This is a genomic window from Mesorhizobium sp. M00.F.Ca.ET.216.01.1.1 (assembly GCF_004010325.2).
Lineage (GTDB): Bacteria > Pseudomonadota > Alphaproteobacteria > Rhizobiales > Rhizobiaceae > Mesorhizobium.
The window spans coordinates 108,145-133,354 of record NZ_SADR02000020.1; the positions used below are offsets into that span (position 1 = coordinate 108,145).

19 protein-coding genes, 1 tRNA gene and 1 pseudogene are annotated in these 25,210 nt (G+C 61.9%); 11 read left to right on the forward strand and 10 right to left on the reverse strand.

Annotated elements, in window-relative coordinates; translation table 11 throughout:
- Positions 1 to 109: 109 nt before the first annotated feature.
- The 3 genes from EN859_RS24250 to EN859_RS24260 all read right to left on the reverse strand — a co-directional run bounded on the left by EN859_RS24250 (position 110) and on the right by EN859_RS24260 (position 6,074).
- The gene (locus tag EN859_RS24250) at positions 110 to 3,319 is read right to left on the reverse strand and encodes a transporter substrate-binding domain-containing protein (protein WP_127855137.1); all 3,210 of its coding nucleotides are present in this window, start codon (positions 3,317 to 3,319) and stop codon (positions 110 to 112) included.
- 573 nt (positions 3,320 to 3,892) lie between these two features.
- Complete coding sequence (locus tag EN859_RS24255) at positions 3,893 to 4,831, reverse strand: peptidoglycan-binding domain-containing protein (RefSeq protein ID WP_127855136.1); 939 nt, start codon at positions 4,829 to 4,831, stop codon at positions 3,893 to 3,895.
- A 1-nt stretch (position 4,832) separates the two neighbouring features.
- Complete coding sequence (locus EN859_RS24260; RefSeq protein ID WP_127855135.1) at positions 4,833 to 6,074, reverse strand: phage tail tip lysozyme; 1,242 nt, start codon at positions 6,072 to 6,074, stop codon at positions 4,833 to 4,835.
- A gap of 271 nt (positions 6,075 to 6,345) precedes the next feature.
- Here EN859_RS24260 and EN859_RS39565 point away from each other — a divergent pair.
- Together EN859_RS39565 and EN859_RS24270 are read left to right on the forward strand one after the other, a co-directional pair.
- Positions 6,346 to 6,504 (forward strand): annotated as a pseudogene (locus EN859_RS39565) (IS5/IS1182 family transposase); the annotation flags it as partial.
- A 491-nt stretch (positions 6,505 to 6,995) separates the two neighbouring features.
- Positions 6,996 to 7,547: a SprT family zinc-dependent metalloprotease gene (locus EN859_RS24270; protein ID WP_127855133.1), complete on the forward strand. Its 552-nt coding sequence runs from the start codon at positions 6,996 to 6,998 to the stop codon at positions 7,545 to 7,547.
- Between the two features lie 118 nt (positions 7,548 to 7,665).
- Here EN859_RS24270 and EN859_RS24275 read toward each other — a convergent pair.
- A tRNA-Gly gene (locus EN859_RS24275) sits at positions 7,666 to 7,740 on the reverse strand.
- A gap of 221 nt (positions 7,741 to 7,961) precedes the next feature.
- On the opposite strand from EN859_RS24275, the gene EN859_RS24280 reads away from it, so the two are divergent.
- The 4 genes from EN859_RS24280 to EN859_RS24295 all read left to right on the forward strand — a co-directional run bounded on the left by EN859_RS24280 (position 7,962) and on the right by EN859_RS24295 (position 11,100).
- A complete protein-coding gene (locus EN859_RS24280; protein WP_127855132.1) occupies positions 7,962 to 8,459 on the forward strand; it encodes a prolyl-tRNA synthetase associated domain-containing protein in 498 nt (165 codons plus the stop codon).
- Between the two features lie 75 nt (positions 8,460 to 8,534).
- Positions 8,535 to 9,521, forward strand: a complete 987-nt coding sequence (gene trxA, locus EN859_RS24285) for a thioredoxin (protein WP_127855131.1) — start codon at positions 8,535 to 8,537, stop codon at positions 9,519 to 9,521.
- A 569-nt stretch (positions 9,522 to 10,090) separates the two neighbouring features.
- Positions 10,091 to 10,762, forward strand: coding sequence for an LON peptidase substrate-binding domain-containing protein (locus tag EN859_RS24290; RefSeq protein ID WP_127855130.1), 672 nt, complete (start codon positions 10,091 to 10,093; stop codon positions 10,760 to 10,762).
- A 95-nt stretch (positions 10,763 to 10,857) separates the two neighbouring features.
- On the forward strand, positions 10,858 to 11,100 hold the full coding sequence (locus tag EN859_RS24295) for a Trm112 family protein (protein ID WP_127855129.1): 243 nt from the start codon (positions 10,858 to 10,860) through the stop codon (positions 11,098 to 11,100).
- 115 nt (positions 11,101 to 11,215) lie between these two features.
- Here the strand turns inward: EN859_RS24295 and EN859_RS24300 are convergent, their stop codons facing one another.
- From EN859_RS24300 to EN859_RS39570, 4 genes are all read right to left on the reverse strand, one after another.
- Complete coding sequence (locus EN859_RS24300) at positions 11,216 to 11,686, reverse strand: cupin domain-containing protein (RefSeq protein ID WP_127855128.1); 471 nt, start codon at positions 11,684 to 11,686, stop codon at positions 11,216 to 11,218.
- A gap of 257 nt (positions 11,687 to 11,943) precedes the next feature.
- Positions 11,944 to 15,309, reverse strand: coding sequence for an error-prone DNA polymerase (locus tag EN859_RS24305; protein WP_127855127.1), 3,366 nt, complete (start codon positions 15,307 to 15,309; stop codon positions 11,944 to 11,946).
- Complete coding sequence (locus tag EN859_RS24310) at positions 15,306 to 16,781, reverse strand: DUF6504 family protein (protein ID WP_127855126.1); 1,476 nt, start codon at positions 16,779 to 16,781, stop codon at positions 15,306 to 15,308. The genes EN859_RS24305 and EN859_RS24310 overlap by 4 nt, the downstream gene beginning before the upstream one ends.
- A complete protein-coding gene (locus EN859_RS39570; RefSeq protein ID WP_127855125.1) occupies positions 16,723 to 17,733 on the reverse strand; it encodes a hypothetical protein in 1,011 nt (336 codons plus the stop codon). The genes EN859_RS24310 and EN859_RS39570 overlap by 59 nt, the downstream gene beginning before the upstream one ends.
- 193 nt (positions 17,734 to 17,926) lie before the next feature.
- Here EN859_RS39570 and EN859_RS24320 point away from each other — a divergent pair, with 193 nt between their 5' ends.
- Positions 17,927 to 18,349 carry a metallopeptidase family protein gene (locus EN859_RS24320; protein WP_127855124.1) on the forward strand — a complete coding sequence of 141 codons (423 nt, stop codon included), beginning with the start codon at positions 17,927 to 17,929 and terminating at the stop codon, positions 18,347 to 18,349.
- 165 nt (positions 18,350 to 18,514) lie between these two features.
- Here the strand turns inward: EN859_RS24320 and EN859_RS24325 are convergent, their stop codons facing one another.
- Both EN859_RS24325 and EN859_RS24330 read right to left on the reverse strand, forming a co-directional pair.
- Positions 18,515 to 18,721, reverse strand: a complete 207-nt coding sequence (locus EN859_RS24325; protein WP_127855123.1) for a DUF1737 domain-containing protein — start codon at positions 18,719 to 18,721, stop codon at positions 18,515 to 18,517.
- Between the two features lie 49 nt (positions 18,722 to 18,770).
- Positions 18,771 to 19,646 carry a CoA ester lyase gene (locus tag EN859_RS24330; protein WP_127855122.1) on the reverse strand — a complete coding sequence of 292 codons (876 nt, stop codon included), beginning with the start codon at positions 19,644 to 19,646 and terminating at the stop codon, positions 18,771 to 18,773.
- A gap of 292 nt (positions 19,647 to 19,938) precedes the next feature.
- On the opposite strand from EN859_RS24330, the gene EN859_RS24335 reads away from it, so the two are divergent.
- From EN859_RS24335 to EN859_RS24350, 4 genes are all read left to right on the forward strand, one after another.
- Positions 19,939 to 21,495 (forward strand): DUF4173 domain-containing protein, encoded by a 1,557-nt coding sequence (locus EN859_RS24335; RefSeq protein ID WP_127855121.1) that lies wholly within the window; start codon positions 19,939 to 19,941, stop codon positions 21,493 to 21,495.
- Between the two features lie 3 nt (positions 21,496 to 21,498).
- A complete protein-coding gene (locus tag EN859_RS24340; RefSeq protein ID WP_127855120.1) occupies positions 21,499 to 22,191 on the forward strand; it encodes a response regulator transcription factor in 693 nt (230 codons plus the stop codon).
- Positions 22,179 to 23,750: a HAMP domain-containing sensor histidine kinase gene (locus tag EN859_RS24345; protein ID WP_127855119.1), complete on the forward strand. Its 1,572-nt coding sequence runs from the start codon at positions 22,179 to 22,181 to the stop codon at positions 23,748 to 23,750. The genes EN859_RS24340 and EN859_RS24345 overlap by 13 nt, the downstream gene beginning before the upstream one ends.
- A 73-nt stretch (positions 23,751 to 23,823) precedes the next feature.
- Positions 23,824 to 24,990 (forward strand): FAD-binding oxidoreductase, encoded by a 1,167-nt coding sequence (locus EN859_RS24350; protein WP_127855118.1) that lies wholly within the window; start codon positions 23,824 to 23,826, stop codon positions 24,988 to 24,990.
- The last annotated feature ends 220 nt before the right edge of the window (positions 24,991 to 25,210 follow it).

Consider the following 25,210-nt stretch of genomic DNA (forward strand, 5'->3'; position numbering starts at 1 on the left):
CACGCTAGAGACGGTAACCGCGCGGTGACCCGCAAGAAATTGGCGGGAGCGGTTTGCCTTGTTGTCGCTGCTCTTTCAGTCGATCTGCTAAAGCGCCGCGACAGACCGCCTAGTGTTTTAACGGTGCCGTTGCTTTCTCAATCGGAAAGGCGAATAGCCGTTCGTCCTCGACGCTGTTTAACAGGAAGAGATACGCAAGCGCGGTCGACATCCTCCGGTCCTTCCGAGGACCGCGAAAATAGGTGTCAAACTTCGCCCGCGCCAGCGAGTTAAATGAGAAGAACTCGTACACCCGTCGCTGCACGAGTTCTGCAATGTTCTGCACGTGCTCCATCTCCTGCGGGGTGTTCGATGTCGGCTTTCTGACCATGATTGCATATGGCTCGTAGGTCAGATCGCCGCCGCCGTTCTCATTCTCGACGACGCACCTGGCCCTGTGCTGCGCGTTCCAAGTCTGCAGCTTGCCCAAGATGATCTCGCGATCGCCAAGGTACACCATGCCGGCGCCCTCCGTTTTGCGCGGCTTACAGAACCAATCGATTAGTGTAGTGTGGTCTTTGAATGAGCAGAACCGATAGACGGTTCGACTCAACTGGCTGGCATCCCGTTTGGTTTCAAGATCGTCGCAGTTGTTCCCAAGGCGCTTGACGATCCAGTCTAAGGTACAGTCGCCTTTCCCCTTTTCGCGACAGACTTTGATCTGAGCAACGGTCTCGCTCCACATCTGTAGCGACTTCTCCAGCCCCTCCTTTCTAGGTCCGCTCGCCTCCTTCAATCGCAGGACGGAGGTTTCCTCTTCCGTGGCCATTTGCTCCACTTCTTTGAGTAGGCCGCTTTTGTACCATTCTTTGTACCATTCTATTTGCGTGCCCGAAGGCGGGAGCTCGGCAGTCCGGCGCGCCTCCTGAGCAATCTGGCGAGCGACGGAAGCCGTTTGGCACATGGTGGCCAGTTCGGGGCGCTCGGCGAGGGGAACAACCCTGAAGAAATCTATAACGCACAAATGCTCCAGAACCTTCTCGGCCGTCGTGCTCCCCACATAGCCGATATAGACTGAAGTGCCAGGGCCGGGGTTACGCCGCTGCAGATAGGAAATACCTGTGGCGAAGACGATAGGAGAGAACGTCCCCGATCTAGCACGTTCATCGTTCTCCGAGAACCGTATCGTGACAGGATCGCACAACACATCAATCTCTGCATTCCTCAGTTGCTTGAAGCGATTACCCGCCGTCACCTCCTTCTCAACCACCGAGTAGTCGCCGCCATCGAAGATCCAGTAGCAGAGATCGGCGAGGAACCCTCGGTAGATAGGTTGCTCGCCCTCCCTCTTCCCACCATCGGCGCTCACCTTGTAGGAGAAGGGTTCAACATCGGCCCGGAATCCGATCGTGACTTCCTCCTTGCTCGGCGTCTCCTGCGCCAGAGCGATAGGGCTGTGAGCGCATACCAACGCGAGCGCCGCCCCCAGGATCGCAGCCGTCCGAACTCCGCCGCCCCGTGTGATGCGCCGATGCAAAAAAGCGGGGCGAGGATTGCCGAAGACGACAGCGGCCAGGAAAGCTAGGATCGGCATCACGAAGAAGTCCAGCCCTCCATAGTACTGGAAGCACCCCTCGGTGAAAAGATCAGTGAGGAAGATCGCGTTGCTCGCGCACGGCCGGGCGCCGTACCAAAAAGCAAGATGCAATGCTTGGCAGGCCACAACTAAAAGTGCGCTACAGATTCCATAGACAATCGCCCCGCGGCTATAGCCTCTAGCGTCGGCCGCAATTAACGTCATCCAGACCAGCGGAATGGTTATCAATGCCATCGACGGAAAGAACCGTAGAAAAGGGGTCGAGCCGCTGACAAGAAGGGCCTGAAAGTGGCTTACGTCCCTGGCGATGAAAAACGCCCATAGTGCTGCGAAGCCGCTGAGGCATATAACCGATACGAAAATGGCCATCACGACAACCGCCAGGCGCTGCTCGGCATAAGCCGGCCAGTCTTGGCGCGCGAGGGCGATCCACTTCCGCTCGTCGTAGTAGTATTGACGCGCCGCGAAGGTTACCAGGAGCGGAAACCAGAAGATGGAGATGAGGAGGAGGGCAGACAACCCAGCGGTCGCAAGGACGACGGGAGGGTTGTCTGCCATCGCAAGTGGTGACAGCGAAGGATGGAGTCCCCTCCAAGTGAATACTGCATAGATCGGAATTGCGAGCAGAATGCAGACAAGAACCCCTAGCTCCGGACCGGTTCCGGCAAGATTTGGCGGATCGGCCCTCCGCAACAGCTCCCGAAGGCCAGCGTCCCGGATAAGGCCATCCTCGTTGGCAGAAGGACCTACGTAACTCGGATCGCGTTCGACGTAAATCGCCAGGATTGCCGTTAGCTCGTCCCGCAGTTCGTGCGCGCGCGCAAACGTTTCCGTAACGTACTTCTGCCTTCGTGCGACCTTCTCTTCGCCAGGCGAGACCTTTTCCCCAACGCGCCTCTCGAAACCGTCAAGGAGCTCGTCCGCCTGATTAGCGGTGATTTGCTCCATGTCACGCACTGCATCGGAAACCTCGGAGCCGGGCCAAGCGCCACGCTTTCCCCTTGCCCAAGCAACGAGGAGTTCCAACTGGGCAAGCAAGGTCAGACCTTTCTCGAGCTTAGCGGGATTCAGGCTCTGGCGGACCCAGGTTTTGTCCGTCTTGTCCCGGATGTCATTTAGCTTGTGCCTTAAATCGTCACGTAGGCTCTCGGCGGCAGTAAGATCGTCCGTGGCCGCAGCATCCAAAAGACTAACGAGGTTGCGGGTCGTCTCACGGATCCTCACCGGAATTCCAACTGTCCGATAGGCGCGTTGGAACAGCCAGCCCTCGGCAGCCCGAAGCTGAGGGATCAGCGGCCCGAGGCCGGCGAAGCCGAAAGCCAGCATAAGAGGCCATTGCGGGCTGTCGAACTGAAGCGAACTCGCGTCCACCTGTATTCCGACGAAATTGAGCGCATTCACGGTCTGCAGAATTAGCTTTCCGAAGAACGCCATCGCGACATAGAGGAAGAGCAGAGTGATCAGATAGATGAGGTAAGCCTGCCGTAGCGCACCGGCGCCGCCCAGATCTGAAACTTCGACCTCCTTCATCACACGATAGCGGAAGTCCTGGGCGCCCGGCTGGCGGGTATTGAAGCGGTCCCACGCGAAATAGGCGATGAAAAGCCAGCCAAAGACAAATGCGATCACAAACTGCTGGGCGAAATGCACCCCCATCATTGGGATCTGCGGAAGATCCTGGACGGGGAGGTTCCCATAGTCCCACAGGGTTTCTGGCAGACCTACAGGCCATGAATCGCTCATCCCTGCATACCTTTCGATGGCAGGTTACTAGGGGTCGACGAGTTCGGTGCTCGAGCAGTATCGGATTTACTGGAGCAAGGGCACTAATCGGGCACTCATGAACAATTCTGAATGCTCGGGTTGCACGGGCTGCCCGCGTGCGCAAAACGTCCCGAATCGATCATGAATATCCCAATGGCTGAACCAAGAACAAGAGCTAGCAGAAGACGCATATCACATACCTCCCTCATGGAGTACACTTCTGAAACTGCATTACAATCATACGGTGTGAGAACGTTCATGTCTAGGATTGTAGATATCAACGACATCGACGCTGTCATGTTGAAGGTACCTAGAAGCATCATCCGGTTAAAAACGTGGAAACCGCGAAGTACCGATGAAGATGAACGACTTTTTTGATACTCTCTTAGACAGTGAGATTGGGGCCAAGGAGTAAGGTCTTAATCGGGATGCCTCAGTAAATCGTTGGACTTTCATGTCATCGTATCGATCCGGTCGCTGGTCCAGAATGACGATTTCGGTGCGAGAACGTTGGGATGGAACACTCCAAAAACCTCGTCGGCGGCCAGATCCTCAGAGAAGGCTTGCCGTCGACGGGCTGTTCGAGAGAACCTGCAGGATTTTGTCGCGGGTTGTCACCGTATATACACCGTCAGCAGGAAGTCCGGCGCTCTTCTGAAATGCTTTCAATGCCGCGCGGGTCTTCTCCTTGAAATCGCCATCAACCTTCAACTTTGGGTCGTAGCCAAGCGTCTTCAGCGCCTGTTGCAGCCATCTGACGTCAAAACCAGCTGAAGCGAGCTGGATATTCTTGGGCAATGCGAGAACCACGTCGATGCGGCTCTGGTTGACCAACATCATGGCTTCGTGTCCCTGGGTCGATTTCTGGGGGTATGTCTTGTCCTGCGTCGGGCCCTCAGCCTCGTAGCCTTGGCCCTGGAGCAAGCTGACCACTAACCGTGCGCTTTGATTGCACACGTTCTCCTCATAGCAATACACCACTGTTTTGGTGATCTTGTCTGGCTCGCGGGCCCCGCGGCCAACCACGTCCATGCCATGTTGTTTTAGCTCTTCTTCTAGAGTCTGGCCAACAGACTGGTCGATATCCTTCCGTGCGTAGATGAAGACCTGTGGCGGTTTGGAGTGGAACCACGTCCGCAAATCGTCTGAGAAAACGCCACCATAGGCAAGTACGTTGGCGATGCTGTTCAACGCCATCCCACGAGCATCCCCGTCTCCCCGGCTCAGCGCCGAGGCGAGCAAGTCGCGGTATACCGGAAATTGGATAAAGTCTTTTTCCACCCCGTCCTCGGCCATGTTCAGGGCGTCGCCGGGGCTCCGCATCGCCGCAACGGCGAGTCTGTCTCTGTATTCGCCTTTCCATACCTGATCACGAAAGTAGTCGCCAAGTTCGTATATAGAGGCTAGAACAACGAATGCTATACATACCCAAACTGGAGTCCAGAAATGCTTTGGATATTTCCTTCTTTGAGTTTCAGATTCCCGTTGCATGTTAGGCCCTCCTAAACTCCTGAAGAGCGAGATTCGCAAGCTTGATCCGATTATTCAAATGAGCGTAATTCGCGGCGGGCCTCTCGAACGTATTCATGAAACCGCTTGTGGCTGCCTCAAGGCTGTTCGCCCGCTTCAGCGCCGCTAGGCTGGCCTTTTGCGATCCATGGAGCTCAGAGAGCAAAAAGTTGTAATTTGCATCGTCATCCTGGTAATCGGCGTTTCTCTGTGCAAGCCACCGCTCGAAGTCGACCCGCCGGCTCGCGGTCCATTGGCACCAACCCAAACCGCCACGGCCGCCCTTGATTGGACGTTGCTCCTGGAGGAGTTTAAAGCCACCGCACTCCCAGCCAATGTTGCCGAGCATTCCGGCCGCCTGTACGTCGGTCAGGCCAAGGTCTCGAACGAGATTGCGCATGATGACAGGCGCCTTCTGGCGAAACAGTCCGTACGGGCCGGAAGGCGGCGGGCCTGACGTCAGCATCTTGGGGGTTGACAAAGGACTGCGATCGCCGGTTTGTCCGGAACCCGCTTCAGCATTGGGCTGAAGGATCGAGGTGGGCGCTCCGCCGCCACTGCTTTGTCTAGTGCTTTGTGCGGAGTCTACCCTTTGGTTGTGATTGGTGACGAGCGTGCCTTTCCTGACCGCTTCGTCCTTTTTGGTCGATCCAAGTGACGATCCGAAATAATACGCGATAACCGTCGTGAACGCTGTGACAAGAGCGCCGAGCACAACATTGAACACGTCCTTGTTGATCACCGGCTCGCGGGCCAGCATGATACCGCGGAGGAGATAGGCGATCATCAGGACGAGCGATAAAGCGAGGATGGGGGCAACCCAAGCGAGTGGGTTGTATTCGTCCTCCAGATGCATTTGCGTCGCACGCGCGTCCTGACGGTCCTGGCTATCGCGCTTGTAGAGCTCAAAGCTCTCGGCCCGTTCGCGATCCCTTTCGTCCGCCTCCATGCGATAGAGCTCCAGGTCGATTCGCCCGGCCTCCTCACTGGCCCGGTTCCGTTCTTTCAATTCTTCGAGGGCGATTTCTTCCAGGTCGTTTTGTAACTGCTCTTTGACCGCTATGTCGGTGTTGATCTTGGCCTCGGCAGCCCCCCGATCCTTAACGCCTGTTCTGTCCTCGATCGCCTTGATGGCTTGTTCCTGAAATCGCCCGGAGTGTTCGCCCCCCAACAATTTGGCAAGCTGCGGGATCAATTGCGGAATGAGTGCAAGAAGCGGACTCATCAAAGCACCTAGCTGATTCCTGACAAAACAGTTTAAAGCAGCCCCCAACTGGCTTCCTTGAAAAAGATCCGACTGTGGCGCAAAGAAAACCAGATACAGACACGATCTTTGCCCCAGAAGTCGTATAGTCATCTGAACCGTCAGAGTATAGATGCCATGATAGTTCTGGTATGTGAAAGATTTCACAGTTGTGTGACACCAATGGCAAGCTTGGAAAGGTGTTTCTGGTCTGAGAGGCTTACTTCAACTGCGGTTGATGATTAGGCCGCCCAGGAGGCGCATCGAGGACGCGTTCGGCTGGATCAAGTCGGTCGCCGGGCAGGAGAAGACGAAGTTGCGCGGCCGCGTCGGTGTCTGATGGGTCTTCACGTTCAGCGCCGCCGCCTACAATCTGGTGCGGCTGCCCAAGCTACTGGCGGTGCCGACATGAACGAGCCGGCGGACTGCCAGTCGATCGGCAACTGTGGGCCGATCTGTGGGATCGCTCCTATCTCGATCTTGGCGAACAGGCCACGATCGCCATCGGAGCGGACAACCACGGTGAGATCGCCCTTGGCGCCCTGCAAGGCGGTCTCGATGTCAGCTATGGCCCCAATATGGTGTTCTTCGCCTGGGCCGGCTTTGACGAGATGGACGAGGTCACTGGCGATGGCCGGCGGGGATTCCGAAGCGGCTGGTCTTTGTGACTCTAGCAGCGGTGGCAGCCCGCGTGACGCAATTAATCCTGCAAAACAGGGATCCGTTGCCCTATTCGATTGGAGTCTTATTGAAAATTGACCCAGCCACGACAAAGCTTGTTTTAGCTGGGCGGTTGCGAGGGAGCAGCTATGACAAACTGCACGGACGACCGCTTCGGGCCCCGAAGGATTCGCGGGACAGGCCAAGTGTAAAGGCCTCTACAGGAACGCAAGCTGCAATGGGCTGCGCGAACAACCTCGAGAGTCCCCACGCCAATTCATCGGGAGGGAAAGCCACTACCTTTGGGGCAGGAGGTACCTGTTGAGGGTCACCGAGAAACACGAGAAGCCGTCCATAACGCTCGACCACCGAACCATTCGGTTGACGGTGCGACCCGGCAGTTCGACTGAGAAGCGGGGTGATACGATCCACGCGTGGCACCGCTCACTTCTTCACCAGGTGGTGCCCGACATGATACATGCGTGGGAACCCAAACTCGGCGTCTCGGTTTCGCGATATTTCCTGCAGCGCATGAAGACCAAGTGGGGTGTGTGCAATCCGAGCAGCCGATCGATCCGCCTGAACACGGAGTTGGTCAAGAAGCCCAAGGATCTGCTCGAATACGTGATTGTCCACGAGATGATGCATCTGATCGAGCCGCGACATAGCGAGCGATTCTTCGACCTGATGAACCGTCATTATCCAAAATGGCCCGAAGCTCGGCGTGAATTGAATGAGCTGCCCCTTGGCGCTGAGAAATGGGGCGTTCTCAACCGCAAATTCGCGGATCTGTAACCCTCAGGTAACCCTCGTCTTGTCAGAGCGGTTTCCGCATTTGGATTTGGAGTGGTCCAAAAGCGAAAAAGCCGCGGCGAACCGCGGCTTTTCGATGCTTGATTCCCTGGGAGGAAACTGGAGCGGGTGAAGCGATTCGAACGCTCGACCCCAACCTTGGCAAGGTTGTGCTCTACCCCTGAGCTACACCCGCTCGCGCGGCTTTTGGGCCGCAAGCCGGGCCTATATGGCTGAAGAGCGCGGCGATTGCAACAGGGAAATCGCAGGCTTTTTAGCCGCACCGTTGAGCGCCAGGAAGCTTGCCCTTGCGGCGCATGGCGAACCGAATCGCCGCCTCGTCGCACGACGGTCTTGTCTCGGGCGCAGCATTGGCCGTAAACGGCGTGGCCAGAACCGCAACCGCGAAGAGAACCGATGCCGAAGACCGAAGCCGAGCTTTTTGCCTTTCTCGCCGAACTCGGCATTCCCGTGTCGACGCGGCGTCATGCGCCGCTGTTCACCGTCGCCGATTCGCAGGCGCTGCGCGGGGAAATTGCCGGCGGGCACACGAAAAACCTGTTCCTCAAGGACAAGAAGGACAATTTCTTCCTGGTCAGCGTCGGCGAGGAGGCGGTGGTCGACCTCAAGCAGATCCACAATTTGATCGGCGCCGCGGGGCGGGTTTCCTTCGGCAAGCCGGAGATGCTGATGGAACTTCTCGGCGTGGTTCCGGGTGCGGTCACCGTCTTTGGCCTGATCAACGATACGGCGCGAAGGGTCAAGGTCGTCCTCGACCAGGAGCTGATGCAGCATGCCGTCATCAATGCGCATCCGCTGACCAATGAGGCAACGACATCGATTGCCGCCGCGGACCTCGTCAGATTCGTCGAGGCAACCGGACACGATGCTGTTATCTTGAAAGTCTCGGCATGATCGCCACATGGATGGCGGAAACTTGCAAGCAGGCGCCTCCCCGCAGGCCGGCGGCGCGACCGAAAGGGCGACGACATGAGCGACAACAATCCGTTCGGCGGCATCGGCGGCCAATATACCACCAGCGTGCAGTATGGCGGCGCTGAGCGCGAGCGCGCAAAGCCGGCGGTTGGTGATGGGCCTTTGGCCGCCGACCTCATCAAGGATACGACGACCGCGGCGTTTGCAGCCGACGTCATCCAGGAATCGCGCCGTCAGCCGGTTCTGGTCGATTTCTGGGCGCCCTGGTGCGGCCCTTGCAAACAGCTGACCCCGCTGCTGGAAAAGGCCGTCAGGGCCGCCGGCGGCAAGGTCAAGCTGGTCAAGATGAATATCGACGATCATCCATCGATCGCCGGCCAGCTCGGCATCCAGTCGATACCGGCGGTCATCGCCTTCAAGGACGGCCAGCCGGTCGACGGCTTCATGGGCGCGGTGCCCGAAAGCCAGATCGGCGCGTTCATCCAGAAGGTCGGCGGTAAGGACGGCGGTGCGCCGCAAGTGGCCGACGCGCTTGCCGCGGCTGCGGAGGCGCGTGACGCCGGCGACGGCCAGACCGCTGCCGACATCTACGACGCGATCCTGGAGCAGGCGCCGGAGACGATCGAGGCGATCGCCGGGCTTGGCGAGCTTTTGTTCGAGGCAGGCGATGCCGAAGGCGCCGACGCCGTGCTGGCACGGGCGCCGGAGGCAAAGAAGGATGCGCCGGCGCTCGCCGCGTTGCGCACCAAAATGGCGCTTGCCGCGCAGGCGGCAGCGCTTGGCAATCCGGCGGAGTTCGAGCGGCGCCTGGCCGACAATCCTGGGGATCACCAGGCACGCTTCGATCTTGCCATGATCCAGAATGCCAGGGGCGAGCGGACGCAGGCGGCCGACAATCTGCTGGCGATCATCAAGGCCGACCGCTCGTGGAACGACGACGGCGCCAAGACGCAGTTGCTGAAGTTCTTCGAGGCATGGGGCATGACCGACGAGGCGACGCTGGCGGCGCGGCGCAAATTGTCGTCGCTGCTGTTTTCCTGAACAACTGGTGTCCAAGCCTTCGTCATCCCAGGGCGGAGCGAACGCGAAGCGGAGCGCAAACCCTGGGATCCATTCCGTGACAGCCACCGAAGAACGCAGCGGCTCGGAATGGCGTTGCACATGAGCACGACACTTCGTCCCCAGTGGACTATGTCATCATCCGCTGCGCTGCCCGTCGATGTGAAGAAGCACACGATTCTGGTCCGGCTCCGCACTCCATAAAGGTCACGGCATGGCTCCCAGGGTCTCCGCGACGTCGCTTCGCTCCTGCTCCGCCCAGGGATGACGAAGGGAGTGTCGTTTCGGCCATTCTCGAAGGCTTGCAATTTACCGCTGAAAGGGACTGTGGACGTTCGCTGTCGACCTGTGCGAATTTCAGAACCGGGACACTGGCTGGTTGTTTTGCCGGATGGCCTTGCGATTGACGACGGCTGCGCCAGATTAGGCTGAAGTGGTCAGGCCAGACCGTCCGCTTCGATTGCCGACGACACAGCTTGCGCTTGTCGAGCCGGAATCGACGGGATTGCGGGTTTGACACGCTTCTTGCCGAAGCGATCGGAGGGATTGAGGTGCAGGCGGGAAACGCGCATTACCGGCTCGATACGGATTTGCCGTCGACGATACCGATTTTTCCGATTGAAGGGGCGCTGCTGCTGCCGGGAGGCCGCATGCCGCTCAACGTCTTCGAGCCGCGCTATCTGCAGATGGTGGACGAGGCGATCGCCGGGCCGCGGCTCATCGGCATCATACAGCCCAGCCTCGATGGTGCATTGCGAGCCGACGGCGAGCCGGAACTTTGCAGTGTCGGCTGTGCCGGGCGGATCATCTCGCTGGCCGAGAGCGGCGATGGCCGTTACCTCATCTCGCTGCAGGGCGTATGCCGGTTTCGCATCGCGCATGAACTCGCCGTGAAAACGCCGTTTCGCCAGTGCCGGCTGGCGCCCTTTCTCGCTGATCTCAACGAAGACCGTGCAGGGGCGGAGGTGGACCGGCCATCGCTGCTGAAGGCGTTTCGCGCCTATTTGCAGGCCAATGATCTGGAAGCCGACTGGGAAAGCGTCAGCCGCGCTGAAAATGCCATGCTGGTCAACGCGCTGTCGATGATGGCGCCATACGGACCAGCCGAAAAGCAGGCGCTGCTCGAAGCGGCGGATCTGAAGGCGCGCGCTGAAACGCTGATCGCGATCACCGAAATGGCGCTGGCGCGCGAGAACGAGGATTTCGGCTCAAGTTTGCAGTAGGCTTGTCCGCAATAGGCTTGTTTGCGAGAGGCTTGTTTGCGAGAGGCTGGGGGGCCAGGTAATGGTTGGGCCTGCAAACATCGGGAAAGAGAGCTATGGCGGCGGATGGGCGTGACGGAAGAAAGTCCAATGTCGATCCCAAATTGCTGGAGCTGCTGGCATGCCCGCTGACCAAGGGGCCGCTTGCCTGGGATCCGGAGCGCGGCGAGCTCATATCGAAGGTCGCACGGCTGGCCTACCCGGTGCGCGACGGCATCCCGATCATGCTGCCTTCGGAAGCGCGCACGATTTCCATTGAAGAGAGCCTGCCGCCGCCCCGCCTGGGCGGGCCATCCTGAGTGGCGGGCCCCCCGCGGCGGATCGTTGCCATCGTCAATGACGACAGTTGTGTGAGGCGCTGGCGCCCCGCCGCGCTTGGCGGCGGGGGCAGTTGGCCTTCAAGCCCGCGGCTGGCTATTGTGTTTTTTGAGGATCGTCCGCCGGATTGACATACTTGAGGCCCCACGGGCCATTGGTGGTGATTTGGACGACAGTCTCCTCGTCGAAGTAAACGAAATGCGCCGTGCCGGGCGGCAGCGCGAAGAAACTGCCCGCAGGCAGTGCCTTGGCGGCGCTCCGATCGGCGGTTTTGCCCATTCCAAGATTAGTAGTCCCTGATATGACTGTGACCACCTCATCCGCAGGATGCGTATGCGGTGCGATCGCATACCCAGACGGCACTTTGAGCCGAAGGGCAAACAAACCTTCCTTGGTGGGATCGCCGAACAAGACCGCCGCTTCTGCTCCGGCAGGAAGCACTTTGGGGGCCGGGCCCCACTTGATATCATTGGGAGCGACCATTGTGTGCGCATCCTTTGCCGAGGCAAAGGAAGCGATTCCGCAGAATCCGATCAAGCCGATTGCAAATATCGATGCGATTTTCATGATAACCTCCCTGTGTCGCCGGGCCTTCCACCCTATTGCGCGCTGGGGCAGGCCCGCGAACCCTCCAGAATAAGTCCGCGACCGTGTCTAAGCAAGCGCTCCTCTACCTCCGCATTGGGTCGAACTTGGTCGTTCAGAGTGATTGGGTTTTGACCCTTGAGCGGCGGACTCTCAAGTCGAATCGGACCGCCGCTCCATCTTCTTGCTCGAGCATCGGATTCTCCCAAAACCGGTGCCCCGGCTTTCGGGATCATGCTCTATTGAAAATTGCGCCCCTTGGGCATGACCTGTTCTGCCTTTCCCGATAGCGCCGCGAGATCCCGCCGGACAGACCGGTCCTGCACGAGACGTTCGCCGTAAAGGGGCGAATCCCCCTCATGGCCGTCTTCGAGGCGACCGCTGGCCGAGGGCGCATTTGCGGGATCAGGGGCACCGACCTCCTCCAGGAGGGTCGCCAGCCAGGGTGTCAGATCCTCGATCTTCTCAGCGACGATATGGATGACGCCCGATTCCGACTGCAATTTGCCGGTAACGCGGACGAACCGCGCCCCCATGACGATGGGCCGGTAGCGGGTGAAGGTCCTTTCCCAGAAAATGATGTTGGCAACGGCTTGCTCGTCTTCCAGCGTCAGGAAAATCGCTTTGCCATTGCCGGGGCGCTGCCGCACCAGGACAAGTCCGGCGACGGAGACCCGCCTGCCACCCCGTACCGAAGGGAGGTGCGCATTCGGCGTGACACCGGATTTTTCAAGCCGCTGGCGCAGAAAGGCGACGGGGTGCGCCTTCAGCGAGAGGCCGAGCGCGCGGTAGTCATGGATGACATGCTCGCCGAGCGGCATTCTTGGCAGTTTCGTCTCGGGCTCCAGGTCGCGCAGGCGGATCGCCGGCTGGTCGAACAGCGGCAGCTTTTCGGCGGCGCTCTTGCCTTCCAGCGCGCGGACCGCCCACAGGGCGGCGCGGCGGTCGAGACCGAGCGAGCGGAAGGCGTCGGCCAGCGCCAGTTTTTCGATCTCGCCGACGTCGAGGCCCGAGCGCAGCCAGACATCGCGAACGGTTGCGTAACCGGAACCGCGCCGTTCGACGAACAGCTTCATGCGATCCTGCGACAGGCCCTTGATCTGGCGGAAACCAAGCCGCACGGCACGGTCGGTCCGGATGACGCCGCGCATTTCGGCATGGCGTCCGAGGATGCGGGCCGGATCAAGGGTGGATTCTTCCAGGGCACAATCCCAATCGGAAAAATTGACGTCGACCTCGCGGATCTCGACGCCATGGTCGCGGGCGTCGCGAACGAGCTGGGCCGGCTGGTAAAACCCCATCGGCTGGGAATTCAGGATCGCGGCGCAGAACACGTCGGGATAGAAGGTCTTGAACCAGCAGGAGGCGTAGACCAGCAGGGCGAAGGAAGCGGCATGGCTTTCGGGAAAGCCGTATTCGCCGAAGCCTTCGATCTGCTTGAAGCAGCGCTCGGCAAACGCTTTCTCGTAACCGCGTGAAACCATGCCGTTGACCATCCGCTGGCGATAATTGCCGATGGTGCCGGTGCGCTTGAAGGTAGCCATGGCGCGGCGCAACTCATCGGCTTCGCCCGGCCTGAAGCCGCCGGCGACGATGGCGATCTTCATCGCCTGTTCCTGGAACAGCGGGACGCCCAGCGTCTTGCCGAGGATCTTTTCCAGTTCCGGCTTGGGATATTCGGGCTTTTCCTTGCCTTGCCGGCGGCGCAGATAGGGGTGGACCATGTCGCCCTGGATCGGGCCGGGCCGCACGATCGCCACCTCGATGACGAGGTCATAGAAGGTGCGCGGCCTGAGACGCGGCAGCATGGACATCTGGGCGCGGGATTCGATCTGGAAGACGCCGATCGTATCGGCGCGGCAGATCATGTCGTAGACGCGGTCGTCCTTTTCAGGGATGGTCGCCAGCCCCAGCGGCCGGCCGTACTCGTCGCGGACATCGTAATGGTCTTGAAGGAGGACGAAGGCGCGCTTCAGGCAAGTCAGCATGCCGAGCGCCAGAATGTCGACCTTGAGGATCTTCACCGCATCGAGATCGTCCTTGTCCCATTCGACCATCTTGCGCTCGTCCATCGCCGTCTTGACGATGGGCACAATCTCATCGAGCCGGTCCCTGGTGATGACGAAGCCGCCGACATGCTGCGACAGATGACGGGGAAAGCCCATGATCTCGTTGGCGCGTTCGATCACCTGTCTGGACAGCGGATCGGTCCGGTCGAGGCCGCCGGCGCTGGCTTCCTTTTCGCCGAGCTCCGAGGTCGACCAGCCCCAGATCGAGCTCGACAGCGCGCCCCTGACATCGTCCGACAGGCCCATCGCCTTGGCCACCTCGCGCAGCGCCGACCGGCCGCGATAGCTGACGACGGCCGCGGCAAGCGCGGTGCGCTTGGCGCTGTATTTGTCGTAGATGTACTGGATGACCACGTCGCGCTTTTCATGCTCGAAGTCGACATCGATGTCGGGCGGCTCGTTTCTTTCCTCGGAGATGAAACGCTCGAAAAGCGTGTCGATCCTGTCAGGCCCCACCTCGGTGATGCCGATGCAATAGCAGACCACAGAATTGGCGGCGGAGCCGCGTCCCTGGCAGAGGATGTCCTGGCTGCGGGCGTATTTGACGATGTCGTAGACAGTCAGGAAATAGCGCGCGTAATTCAGCCGCTCGATCAGAGCGAGCTCTTCCCCGATGCGCTGCTTCACACTGGCGGGGACGCCTGCCGGATAGCGTATCGCCGCCCCCTCTCGAGCCAGCCTTTCCAGCTCGGCCTGTGGCCCGAGGCCCGATTCCGTCGGCTCGTCGGGGTAATTGTATTGCAGGTCGCTGAGCGAGAAGGTCAATTCCCCGGCAAAGCGCAGCGTTTCCGCCAGGGCTTGCGGATATCCGCGGAAAAGACGGGCCATTTCCATTGGCGGCTTCAAATGGCGTTCGGCATTGGCTTCCAGCTCCAGCCCTACCTCGGCGACTGGCACATTGAGGCGGATCGCCGTCAGCACGTCCTGCAGCGGGCGCCGTTCGGCCGCGTGGTAGAGAACGTCGTTGGTCGCCATCAGCGGAATGCCGGCCACTTCCGCCATGGCCGCCGCCTGTTCGATGCGGAAGCGGTCGTTGCCGCGATAGTCCGGCGAAACGGCAAGCCGCAAATTCCTGTCAAAACGGTCCTTGAGCCGACTAATCAATGCGAGGCCGTCTTCGGCGCCGGCCGACACATCCGGCAAAACCGCCAACGACAGCAGGTCGCCCCATTCGAGAAGGTCGCTTCGCTTGAGGAGCGTTGCCCCCTTTTCGGTTTCATCGCGCATATTGGCCTGCGTCAGCATACGGCACAGATGCCCCCAGCCCTTGCGGTTCTGCGGATAGGCGAGAATGTCGGGCGTGCCGTCGCAAAAAACCAGGCGGCAACCGGGGTGATAGGAGAGGCCCTCGACCTTGGCCTGCTGCCAGGCGCGCACGACGCCTGCCACGGTGTTGCGGTCGGCAAGCCCGATCGACGAGAATCCCAGGAGCCTGGCCGCGACCACCAGTTCCTCCGGTTTCGAGGCGCCGCGCAGGAACGAGAAATTCGATTGGATGCCGAATTCGGCATAGGGAAAGATCGTCAGCGCATTCATGCGAAAATCCCATGCATGAACCAGCGCGGCGCAGCCTGCGAAGCGTCGTAGAGACCCTGACGGTAGAGCCAGTACCGGCGGCCGTCGCTATCCTCGATGCGGAAATAATCCCGGGTCGGTGCGTCTTCCTGCCCCTGCTCTTGCCGCCACCATTCCGGGGCGATGCGTTCCGGCCCTTCGGCGCGCGCGACCCGGTATAGCGCGTGCCGCCAGCGGAAGTTCACGGGCGGGCCTTCCGGGATTTCGGTGACAGGCACCTCGATCGGTTCGGGCGATCGGAAAAGCCGGATCGGCCGCTCCGGCCGGAAGACGGTCGCGGGCGGGATATTCTTGTCCGGTTTCTTCGGCGGCATGGTCCTTTGCGGGGCTTCAGAGAAGGGGAGCACGGCGACGGCGCGCTCCGGCAGATGGCTCTCGACGGCGACCGGTTTCAAAACCGCGCCTTCACCGAGACGGGCGCGGATGCGGTCGGCGAAAAGGGCGATATCGGCGCCGTCGTCATTCATCTCGCCGGCAAGGTCCGACTGCTGCATGTCGAAGGCCGCCGCCGACAGCACCGAGAGGCGCACGAGGTCGAAGCCATAGCCGGCATCGATGTCCTGTTCGAGCGCGGCGAGCCGCTCATGGAACAATCTCTGAATCAGCAGCGGTTCGCGCAGGGGGCGCGAGGTGCCAACGGCGATGCGGCTGACGGCGCCGTCGACGCGGAAGAGCAGCAGCGCCAGCGTTCTTGCGCCCTCGCCGCGGCGCTCGAGGTCGGTCTTCAACGTCAGCGCCAGCAATCTCACTAGCCGCTCTATGTCGTCGGTCAGCACGACGGGGTCCGAGAGGTGGCGTTCGACCGAAAGCGGCGCCACCGGCAGGCGCGGCGACACCGCCTCGTCGAGGCGGCCGAGCGCCTGGTCGAGGCGCAGAAGCAGGGTTGCGCCGAAGCGGCGGGCAAGCGGCGCGCGCGGCGCGGCCATGACGGCGCCCGCCGTGCGCAGGCCGACACTTTCCAGGCTGGCGCGGATCTCCGGTTCGATGCGCAGCGCCGCCAATGGCAAGGGTGCCAGGAGTGCTTCCTCCTCGCCGCCGGGGACGATGTGGTTGCCGGAAAACCGCGCCGCCGCCCAGGCCGCGCCCGGCGTCGCCGCAAGTCCGGCGCGGACATCAAAACCCTGCTGGAAAAAGCGCGACAGGATGTCGTCCAGCATCGACCGTTCGCCGCCGAAAAGATGGGTGCAGCCGGTGACGTCGAGAAACAGGCCATCGATTCCGTCGAGCGCCACCAGCGGGGTGTAGCGGTCGCACCAGTCGGCGAGGCCTTCGAGCAGGCGGCGGTCGGCCTCCGGATCGGCTTCCACTATGTCGATCGACGGATGCATGGCACGTGCGTCGGCTATGCCCATGCCGCGCTTCAGATGAAGCGCCTCAGCCCGCTCGTCGAGGGCGGCGATGCGCTGCGCGTTCCCTTGGCGATGGCTGATCACCAGCGGCAGGTGATCCGACGGTCGGGAACGCCAGGACCGCCCCAGGCGCTGCCGCAATATCCTTTCCGCGGCGAGATGCGGGAACCACAGGGACAGGATTCTTTGCCCGTTCTTCCTGGGCCCGTCTTTCCTCGAATATGTGTTCATCGGGGTTCCATTCCAGTGTGAATTGTCCAGGCAGGGCCGTGCGGCTCTTGCCGATACTGACGGTGAAAGCGGGACGGCCGATCGAGCCGGCGAGCGGACCAGTGATCGTCTCGCGTGGTGCTGCCGGTGCTGCCGACAGGATGAGGCGGACGGGTGCGGCCGTCGGTTCGGCCTCGCCGGCCTGCCGCAGCAGGAAGACCGGCCGGCCGGCGTTCTGCGCCCGGGCGTGCAGCCGTCTCGTCGCGGTGAGGTCGAGCCGCTGCGGACTGCCGCGGATTTCGAGGATGACGGCGGCGAGCGCCGTCATCCGGGCGGCCTCCTCGGCGATCCACAGCGCATCGGCAAGCCTTGGCGCCTCGGAAAACAGCAATTGCTCCGGTTCGATGTCGAAGCAGGCATCGAGCCCTTTTGCGTAGGGGAAGCCGGCCTCGCGGAAGATCTCGGCGGTGCCGATCCACAGGACGGGCAAGCGCGGCTGCTGCCTGAGGATCAGGCTGATGAGCGCAAGGGTGAAGCCGGCGACGGCCCCTGCATCGCGGGTCTCGGCGCCGTGAATTTCGTTCAGCGCCGCTTTCGGCAGGCCGCCGCTCAGGGCGGCATCGAGACGCTCGGCGCCGGTGCGCAGGAAGGCATCGTGCGGCGCAACAGTGACGCTGCGCCGGAGAATGGTGACATCGGTATCGACGCCGGTATCAAGCGACGCGCCGGCCGGTGCCGCCAGGCGCTCAGCCAGCGTTCCCTCGATCTTCGCGATTTGGCGGCGCAGGGCAAAAACGGTCTCCCGCGCCACGGCGTTCATCGCCATGACGGTCAGCTTTCAGCAGCAATTGTTCCTGTTATGTTCTTATAGATTCCAGAGGGCGTTCGAAGAGTCAAGCAGAGTCATGGCAGAGTCGTGAAGGAATTTATTCCTGCCCGCAGGCATGGCGCAGGCGCCCAGTCTGGTCATTTGCCGATTTCGGCGTGAAAGCCTATATGCCGGGATCAAAGGACAAAGCATGGCCCGCATCTACAAGACCCGCACCTGGCACGACCAGCTTTCGCCGTCGATGGAGGAAATGGAGTTCCTGGCGCTGGAGGCCTATGCCCATCTGCCGGAGGAGTTTCGCAAGCTGACCGGCGAGATCGTCATCCAGATCGCCGAATTCCCGACCGACGAGATCATGGACGACCTGTCGCTGGAAACGCCTTTCGACCTGCTTGGCCTGTTCGAGGGGCGCGGCATCGCCGAGCGCTGGAATCCGCAGACCGGCGAGGGGCCGAACCGCATCACGCTCTACCGCCGCGCCATCCTCGACTACTGGGCCGAGAACGAAGAAACGCTGGGCGACATCGTCACCCATGTGCTGATCCACGAAATCGGCCACCATTTCGGCCTGTCGGACGACGATATGGAGCGGATCGAAGAGGCGGCGGAGTAGGCTGTGTTGATATTCAGGTGATGCCGGCCTGCAAATGGCGGTTTCCTGCGCTTCCGGTGCTCACGTACCCAAAAGTACGCTCCGCTCCGGTTCTCGGACACCACCATTTTCGGCTCGGCCTGACCTGAATCTCACCACAGCCTAATCGCGTCTGAGGTTGCAAGCCTACCAGTCGCTGAGCTTGGTGTCGGGCCCGTATTCCTGGCCGTCGACATCCTTCACCACCGCCTGGCCGCAGCGCATGGCCTTGGCCTCCTTGTCGAAGGAATAGGTCGGCGAGCCGAACAGGTGCCAGCCCTTGTTCAGCGCCGCAGTCACCTTGTGGCAGAAGCTGGCATCGTCCGGACCGGACAGAAAACGGTAGAGTTTCATTTTTTATTCCTGTGGTGAGTTGCCATCGCCCGCGATCTAGATGTGAGCATCATGCCCCGATGGCGGCTGCCTTCGCCAGCAGTTTTTCGGCCTGCGCCAGATGCAGCCGCTCGACCATTTTTCCATTCAGCGAAATCACTTGTCTGCCGGCATTTTCGGCACGTGCGAAAGCATCCCTGACCGAACGCGCCTCGGCCAATGCTTCGGGCGATGGCGCAAAGGCCCGGTTCGCGGCTTCGATCTGGGCCGGGTGGATAAGCGATTTGCCGTCAAAGCCCATGGCCGCCGCTTCCGCGCATTCGCGCGCGAAGCCGTCGAGATCGCGAAAGTCGTTGCAGACGCCGTCGAGCAGGTCGAGGCCGCCGGCGCGCGCCGCCAGCACCATCTGCATCAGCCACGGCATGAGATAGCGCCGGTCGGGCGTGGCCAGAATGCCGGTCTCCTTGGCCAAATCGTTCGTTCCGGCAACGAAACAAGTGAGCCGCGAGGCGGGATCGCAGCCCAGTTCGGCGATCGGACCAATGTTGAGCAGCGCCTTGGGCGTCTCGATCATCGCCCATAGTTTCACCTCGTCGGCCGCAAGATTGTCGTCGAGCACGTCGCCGGCTTCGAGGATGTCGCGCGGCGTGTCGACCTTGGGCAGCAGGATGGCGTCGGGCTCGCATTTCGCCGCGGCCAGCAAATCGTGGGCGCCCCATTCGCCGGAAAGCGCGTTGACGCGCACGACCATCTCGCAGCGCCGGTCGGGCCGGCCGGCGAAAATGCCCGCCAGTCTCTCGCGCGCGGAAATCTTGTCGGCCGGGGCGACGGCATCTTCGAGATCGATGATGACGGCATCGCAGGCCAGCGACGGGATCTTGGCCAGCGCCTTGTCGTTAGAGGCCGGAACGTAAAGCACCGAGCGGCGCGGACGGTAGGTTTCCATGCCTGATCTATGCCGCCTGTGGCTGGTCGAGGCAAGTCGTCTTCGCCTGCACGAAAACTGCACGGGATTCCCGAAAATCTCCCCGAATCCGCCTCGCGGCTTCCCTGCCAGCCTGTAAGACAAGCGGTATGCAACAGCGCGAAAAACCCCGTTGGTCCCTGCCTTACCGGCTCCGCAGTGAAGGCTGGTGGCTCGTCGATCCATCCCGGCCCAAGGCAATGCTGCTTCCTTTCATCCGCCAATCTTCGCCCAGGCATGCCGGCCGGGCTGCAGCCGCCGGGAAGGCCAGATCATGACGGCGTACCTCGTGGGCGCGCCGAGCTATTGCAGCCGCTTCGGCGTTGCCGTCCTGCTTATCGCGCTGGCTGATTTCTTCTTCTACGGCCAGCCCGTCGGCATCACGCTTTTCCTGTTCGCCATTGCGATTGCCGCCGCGGCGACGGCGCTCCATCCTTCGACGCTCAACGCTGGCAGGTTCTGGCTCAAGCCCGCCGGCTTGCTCGCCGCGCTGCTGCCGCTGGCCGAAAATGTCAGTGCCCTGTCCGTCGCGATCGGGCTTGCGGCCATGGCGGTCTTTGCGCTTTCGCTGGTCGGCAGGTTGCGGCCCGGCCTCGCCCGCATCGCCGGCCAGGCCGCGACCTTCCTGCTGGCAGCGCCTTTCCGGCTGATCCACGACTTCGTCCGCTGGCGCAAGGCGGTGCGGCGGTTCGGCCGGCGGCGCATCCGCCTGGCGGCTGTCGCCGTCTGGGTCATGCCGCTGAGCCTCGGCGCAGTGTTCCTGGCGCTGTTCGGCGCCGCCAATCCGGTCATCGAATACTGGTTCTCGCTGATCGACCTCCTGGCGCTGCTCGACCTTATCCAGCTGCTGCGGCTGGCCTTCTGGCTGTTCGTGCTTGCCAGTGTCTGGGCGTTCCTGCGCCCACGCCTGCCGCGCGCTCTCCGTCGCATCCAGCGCGTGGTGCGGTCGTCTGCGCCTGCCGGCGCGCTGCAGGCGACAAAGACCGCCGCATCGATCGAGGACATCATCTTCGGAAAGCCCGCCATTCTGCGCGCGCTGGTCGTCTTCAACATGCTGTTTGCGGTGCAGACCGTGCTCGACGCCGCCTATCTGTGGGGCGGGGCCGCACTGCCCGACGGAATGACCTATGCCGCCTATGCGCATCGCGGTGCCTATCCGCTGATTGTCACGGCGCTGCTCGCCGCCGGTTTCGTGCTGGCGGCGCTGCGGCCGGGCAGCGCGACCTCCAGCGATCCATTGATCCGCCGGCTGGTCTATCTCTGGGTGGCGCAGAACATCGTGCTGGTCATCTCGTCGATCCTGCGGCTCGACCTCTATATCGGCATCTACTCGCTGACCTACTGGCGCGTCGCCGCCTTCGTCTGGATGGGGCTGGTGGCGGCGGGACTCGCTCTCATCATCGCTCGCATTGCATTGGAAAAGTCCAGCGAGTGGCTGCTTTCCGCCAATCTTCTGACGTTATCAGCGACGTTCTATGCCTGCTGCTTCATCAACTTCGCGGCGCTGATCGCCAACTACAATGTCGAGCACTCGTTCGAAATGACCGGCCATGGCATCCGCCTCGACGTCTGGTATCTGCGCTCGCTCGGCCCCGGCGCACTGCCGGCGCTCGACCGTTTCATCGAACATCAGGACAGGACGATTGCCGCTGACGATCCCGCCTGGCGCGACCTTGCCGGACTGCACGGACAGGACGAAGCCCGCTACCGCGCCAGGCAGGACAACTGGCGCGCCTGGACGCTTCGCGACTGGCGGCTCAATCGCACTCTCGACAGGCAAGGCCGGTTCGTGGTTCCTCAGGGTTACGAACCCTTCGTGCCGGGCCGCTGATTCATGTCCCATCACATATTGGTTGCCGACGACGATCCGCACATCCGCGAAATCATCTGCTTCGCGCTCGAAAAGGCCGGCATGAAGACGGTTGCCGTGTCCGACGGCGCCGCCGCATTGCAGGCCATCGAGCGCCGCGCGCCCGATCTTGTCGTGCTCGACATCGGCATGCCGGAGATGGACGGGCTCGAAGTCTGCCGGCGGCTGCGGCACACATCGGATGTGCCGGTGCTGTTCCTGTCGGCGCGCGACGAGGAGATCGACCGGGTGCTCGAGCTTGAAATGGGCGGCGACGACTATGTCACCAAGCCTTTCAGCCCGCGCGAACTGGTCGCCCGCGTCAACGTCATCCTCCGGCGCGCTCGCCCCGCGCCGGAACAGGCCGACGACAGGCAATTTTCGCATGGCAGGCTGGCCCTGGTGCCGGCCAGCCATACCGCCAGCTTCGACGGCAAGCCGCTGGTGCTGACGTCGATCGAATTCTCGATCCTGAAAGGGTTTCTGGCGCGCCCCGCGCATGTGCTCGGCCGCGAGACAGTGATGGCCAATGCCTATGCCGCCAACATCCATGTCGCCGGCCGCACCGTCGACAGCCACATCCGCAACATCCGCGCCAAGCTGGCGGCCGCCGGCTGCACGGACGCGATCGAGACTGTCCATGGCGTTGGCTTCCGGCTTGGCAAATGTGGTACGTGAGCGCGCAGAAATGGCGGCCGAGCCTCGCGACGGTCGTCGTTGCCATCCTGATCGTGGTGATGACGCTGCCGCTGGTCGGCCTGTTCTTCTTCCGGCTTTACGAGAACCAGCTGATCCGCCAGACCGAGGCCGAACTGATCGCGCAAGGTGCCGCGCTTGCCGCTATCTATGCGCAAGAGGTCCGCGACGCCGGCATTCCGACCGAAAAGCTCGGCGTGGCCATTTCGGCCGGCGGAAATGATGATCCGTCCTCTCCCTACCGGCCTATCGAGCCGCGCCTTGATCTCGCCTCCGACAGGGTTCTGGCGACGCGGCCGGTGGGGATGGCCGCCGCCATCGATCCCGTCTTCGCGGCGGTCGGCGCGCGCCTTTCGGGTATTCTTGCCGAGACGCAGAAAACCACGCTTGCCGGCTTCCGGCTGCTCGATCCCAAGGGCGTCGTCATTGCCGGCCGCGAAGAGGTCGGCCTGTCGCTCGGCGACGTCGCCGAGGTTCGCGAGGCGCTTGCCGGCCGTTATGCCAGCGCGCTCCGGCTGAGGATCCCCGACCAGCCGCCGCCACCGCTCTATTCGGTCAGCCGCGGCACCAGGGTGCGTATCTTCGTCGCCATACCAGTTGACCTCGACGGCAGGGTCGCCGGCGTGGTCTATCTGTCGCGGACACCAAACAACATCGTCAAGCATCTCTATGGCGAGCGCGGCAAGGTGACGTTAGCGGCAATCGCCATACTCAGCGGGACGTTGCTGATCGCGCTTGTCTTCCTGCGCACCGTCAGCCGGCCGATATACGCACTGATGGAGCGGACAAAACGCATCGCCGCCGGCGAGCGCGAGGCGATCAGGCTGCTCGATCACCACGGCACGCGCGAGATGGCCGAGCTTTCCGCCGCCTTCCTCGACATGGCCGAAAAGCTGCATGCGCGCTCGGACAGCATCCAGACCTTCGCCACCCATGTCTCGCACGAGCTCAAATCGCCGCTGACGGCGATCCAGGGGGCGGCAGAACTGTTGCGCGATTCCGGTGCTGCGATGGACGAGGCCGAGCGGCGGCGGTTTTCGAACAACATCGTCACCGATGCCGGGCGGCTCAACCTCCTGGTGCGCCGCCTGCTCGACCTGGCGCGCGCCGAAACCCTTGCGCCGAGCGGCGAGAGCACATCGATCAATGCGGCGCTGGCGCTGCTGCCGGCCGACGACAGGCTAGCGGTTCGTGTCGAGGCGGGCGGCGGCATCGGCCTGCGCATATCGGCTGAGAACGCCGCCATCGTGCTTGCCAATCTCATCGACAATTCGGCGCGGCATGGCGCGAGGCTGGTTTCCGTTGCGGCGGCGAGCATAGACGGCAAGGCGACTATCCAGGTGAGCGACGACGGCGCCGGCATTTCGCCCAGCAACCGGGCGCACATCTTCGAGCCGTTCTTCACCACGCGCCGCGAGTCGGGCGGCACCGGCATGGGGCTCGGCATCGTGCTGGCCCTCCTGAAAGCGCATGATGGCACGATCCGGCTGGTTGACTTCGAGGGCGGCACGCGCTTCGAGATCATTCTGCCGGCTGCATGAATTGGAGCATGATCTTTTCCGAAAACCGGTACCCACTTTCGGGTTCATGCTCTAGAACTGGAGAAGCGAAAAAGTGCGCTACGACATCGTCATCATCGGCGGAGCTATCGTCGGCTCCTCGATTGCCTACTATCTGCGCGAGGAGGGGTTTACGGGCTCGATCGCGCTGGTAGAGCGCGATCCGCAATTCGCCCATGCGGCAACGACGTTGTCATGCGCTTCGATCCGCCAGCAATTCTCGATCCCCGAAAACATCCGCCTGTCGCAGTTCACGCTGAAACTGTTCCGGCGGCTCACCGAAGAGTTCGGGGCGGACGCCGATATCGGCTTTCGCGAGGGCGGTTATCTCATCCTTGCCGGCGAGAACGGGCTGCCGATCCTTAGGGCTAATCACGAGGCGCAAATGGCCGAGGGCGCCGACATCGTGCTCGAGGATGCGGAGGCACTGGTGCGTCGGTTTCCGTGGCTGTCGGCCGAGGGCATCACCGCCGGCGCCTTCGGCCGCAGCGGCGAAGGCTGGTTCGATGCGCATGCGATGCTGATGCTGTTCCGCAAGGCGCTGCGGGGCAAAAACATCGATTTCATCACTGCGTCTGTCACCGGTATCGAGCGGCAGGGCGACCACATCACTGGCGTGAGCCTCGACAATGGCGAAAAGCTCGAGGCCGGCATCGTCATCAACGCCGCCGGGCCGAATGCCGGCAAGGTCGCGGCTTTTGCCGGGCTGGCGCTGCCGGTGGAGCCGCGCAAGCGCAACGTCTTCGTCTTCGAGGCGCGCGAAAAATATGCCGACATGCCGCTGCTGGTCGATCCGAGCGGCATCTATGTCAGGCCGGAAGGTTCGGTCTACATCACCGGCGGCGCCGAGCCGGAAGAGGGCGACGGCCCCGCCGACCCGGCCGATTTCGAGCCGGACTGGCCGCTGTTCGAAGAGGTGATCTGGCCGGTGCTGGCGACTCGCATCCCCGCCTTCGAGGCAATCAAGCCAACGCGCGCCTGGGCCGGCCACTACGACTACAACACGCTCGACCAGAACGCGGTGATCGGCCCGCATCCTGAGGTCAAGAATTTCCTCTTCGCCAACGGCTTTTCCGGCCACGGCCTGCAGCAGGCGCCGGCGGTCGGCAAGGCGCTGGCCGAGCTCATCATGCACGGCGGTTATCAGACGGTGGATTGCTCGGCGTTTGGCTACAGCCGCGTGGCGGAGGGGCGGGCATTCCGGGAGTTGAATGTGATTTGACGGGCTGCCAGGGGCATCGGCGTAGCGACCGGGTGCAGCACTTCCCTTCTCCCACAAGGGGAGAAGGGAAGACGCGCCTCTAGACTAGTGCGCGTCCATAAAGGGCAAGCATCTGAATTTATTAGAGAAATCGCGATATTTCCACGGGCAAAGCCCGGCGGTTTCAGGTACGCTTTAGTTTCAAGCGACTGATTCTAAAGACAAACCCGCAACCGCCGGA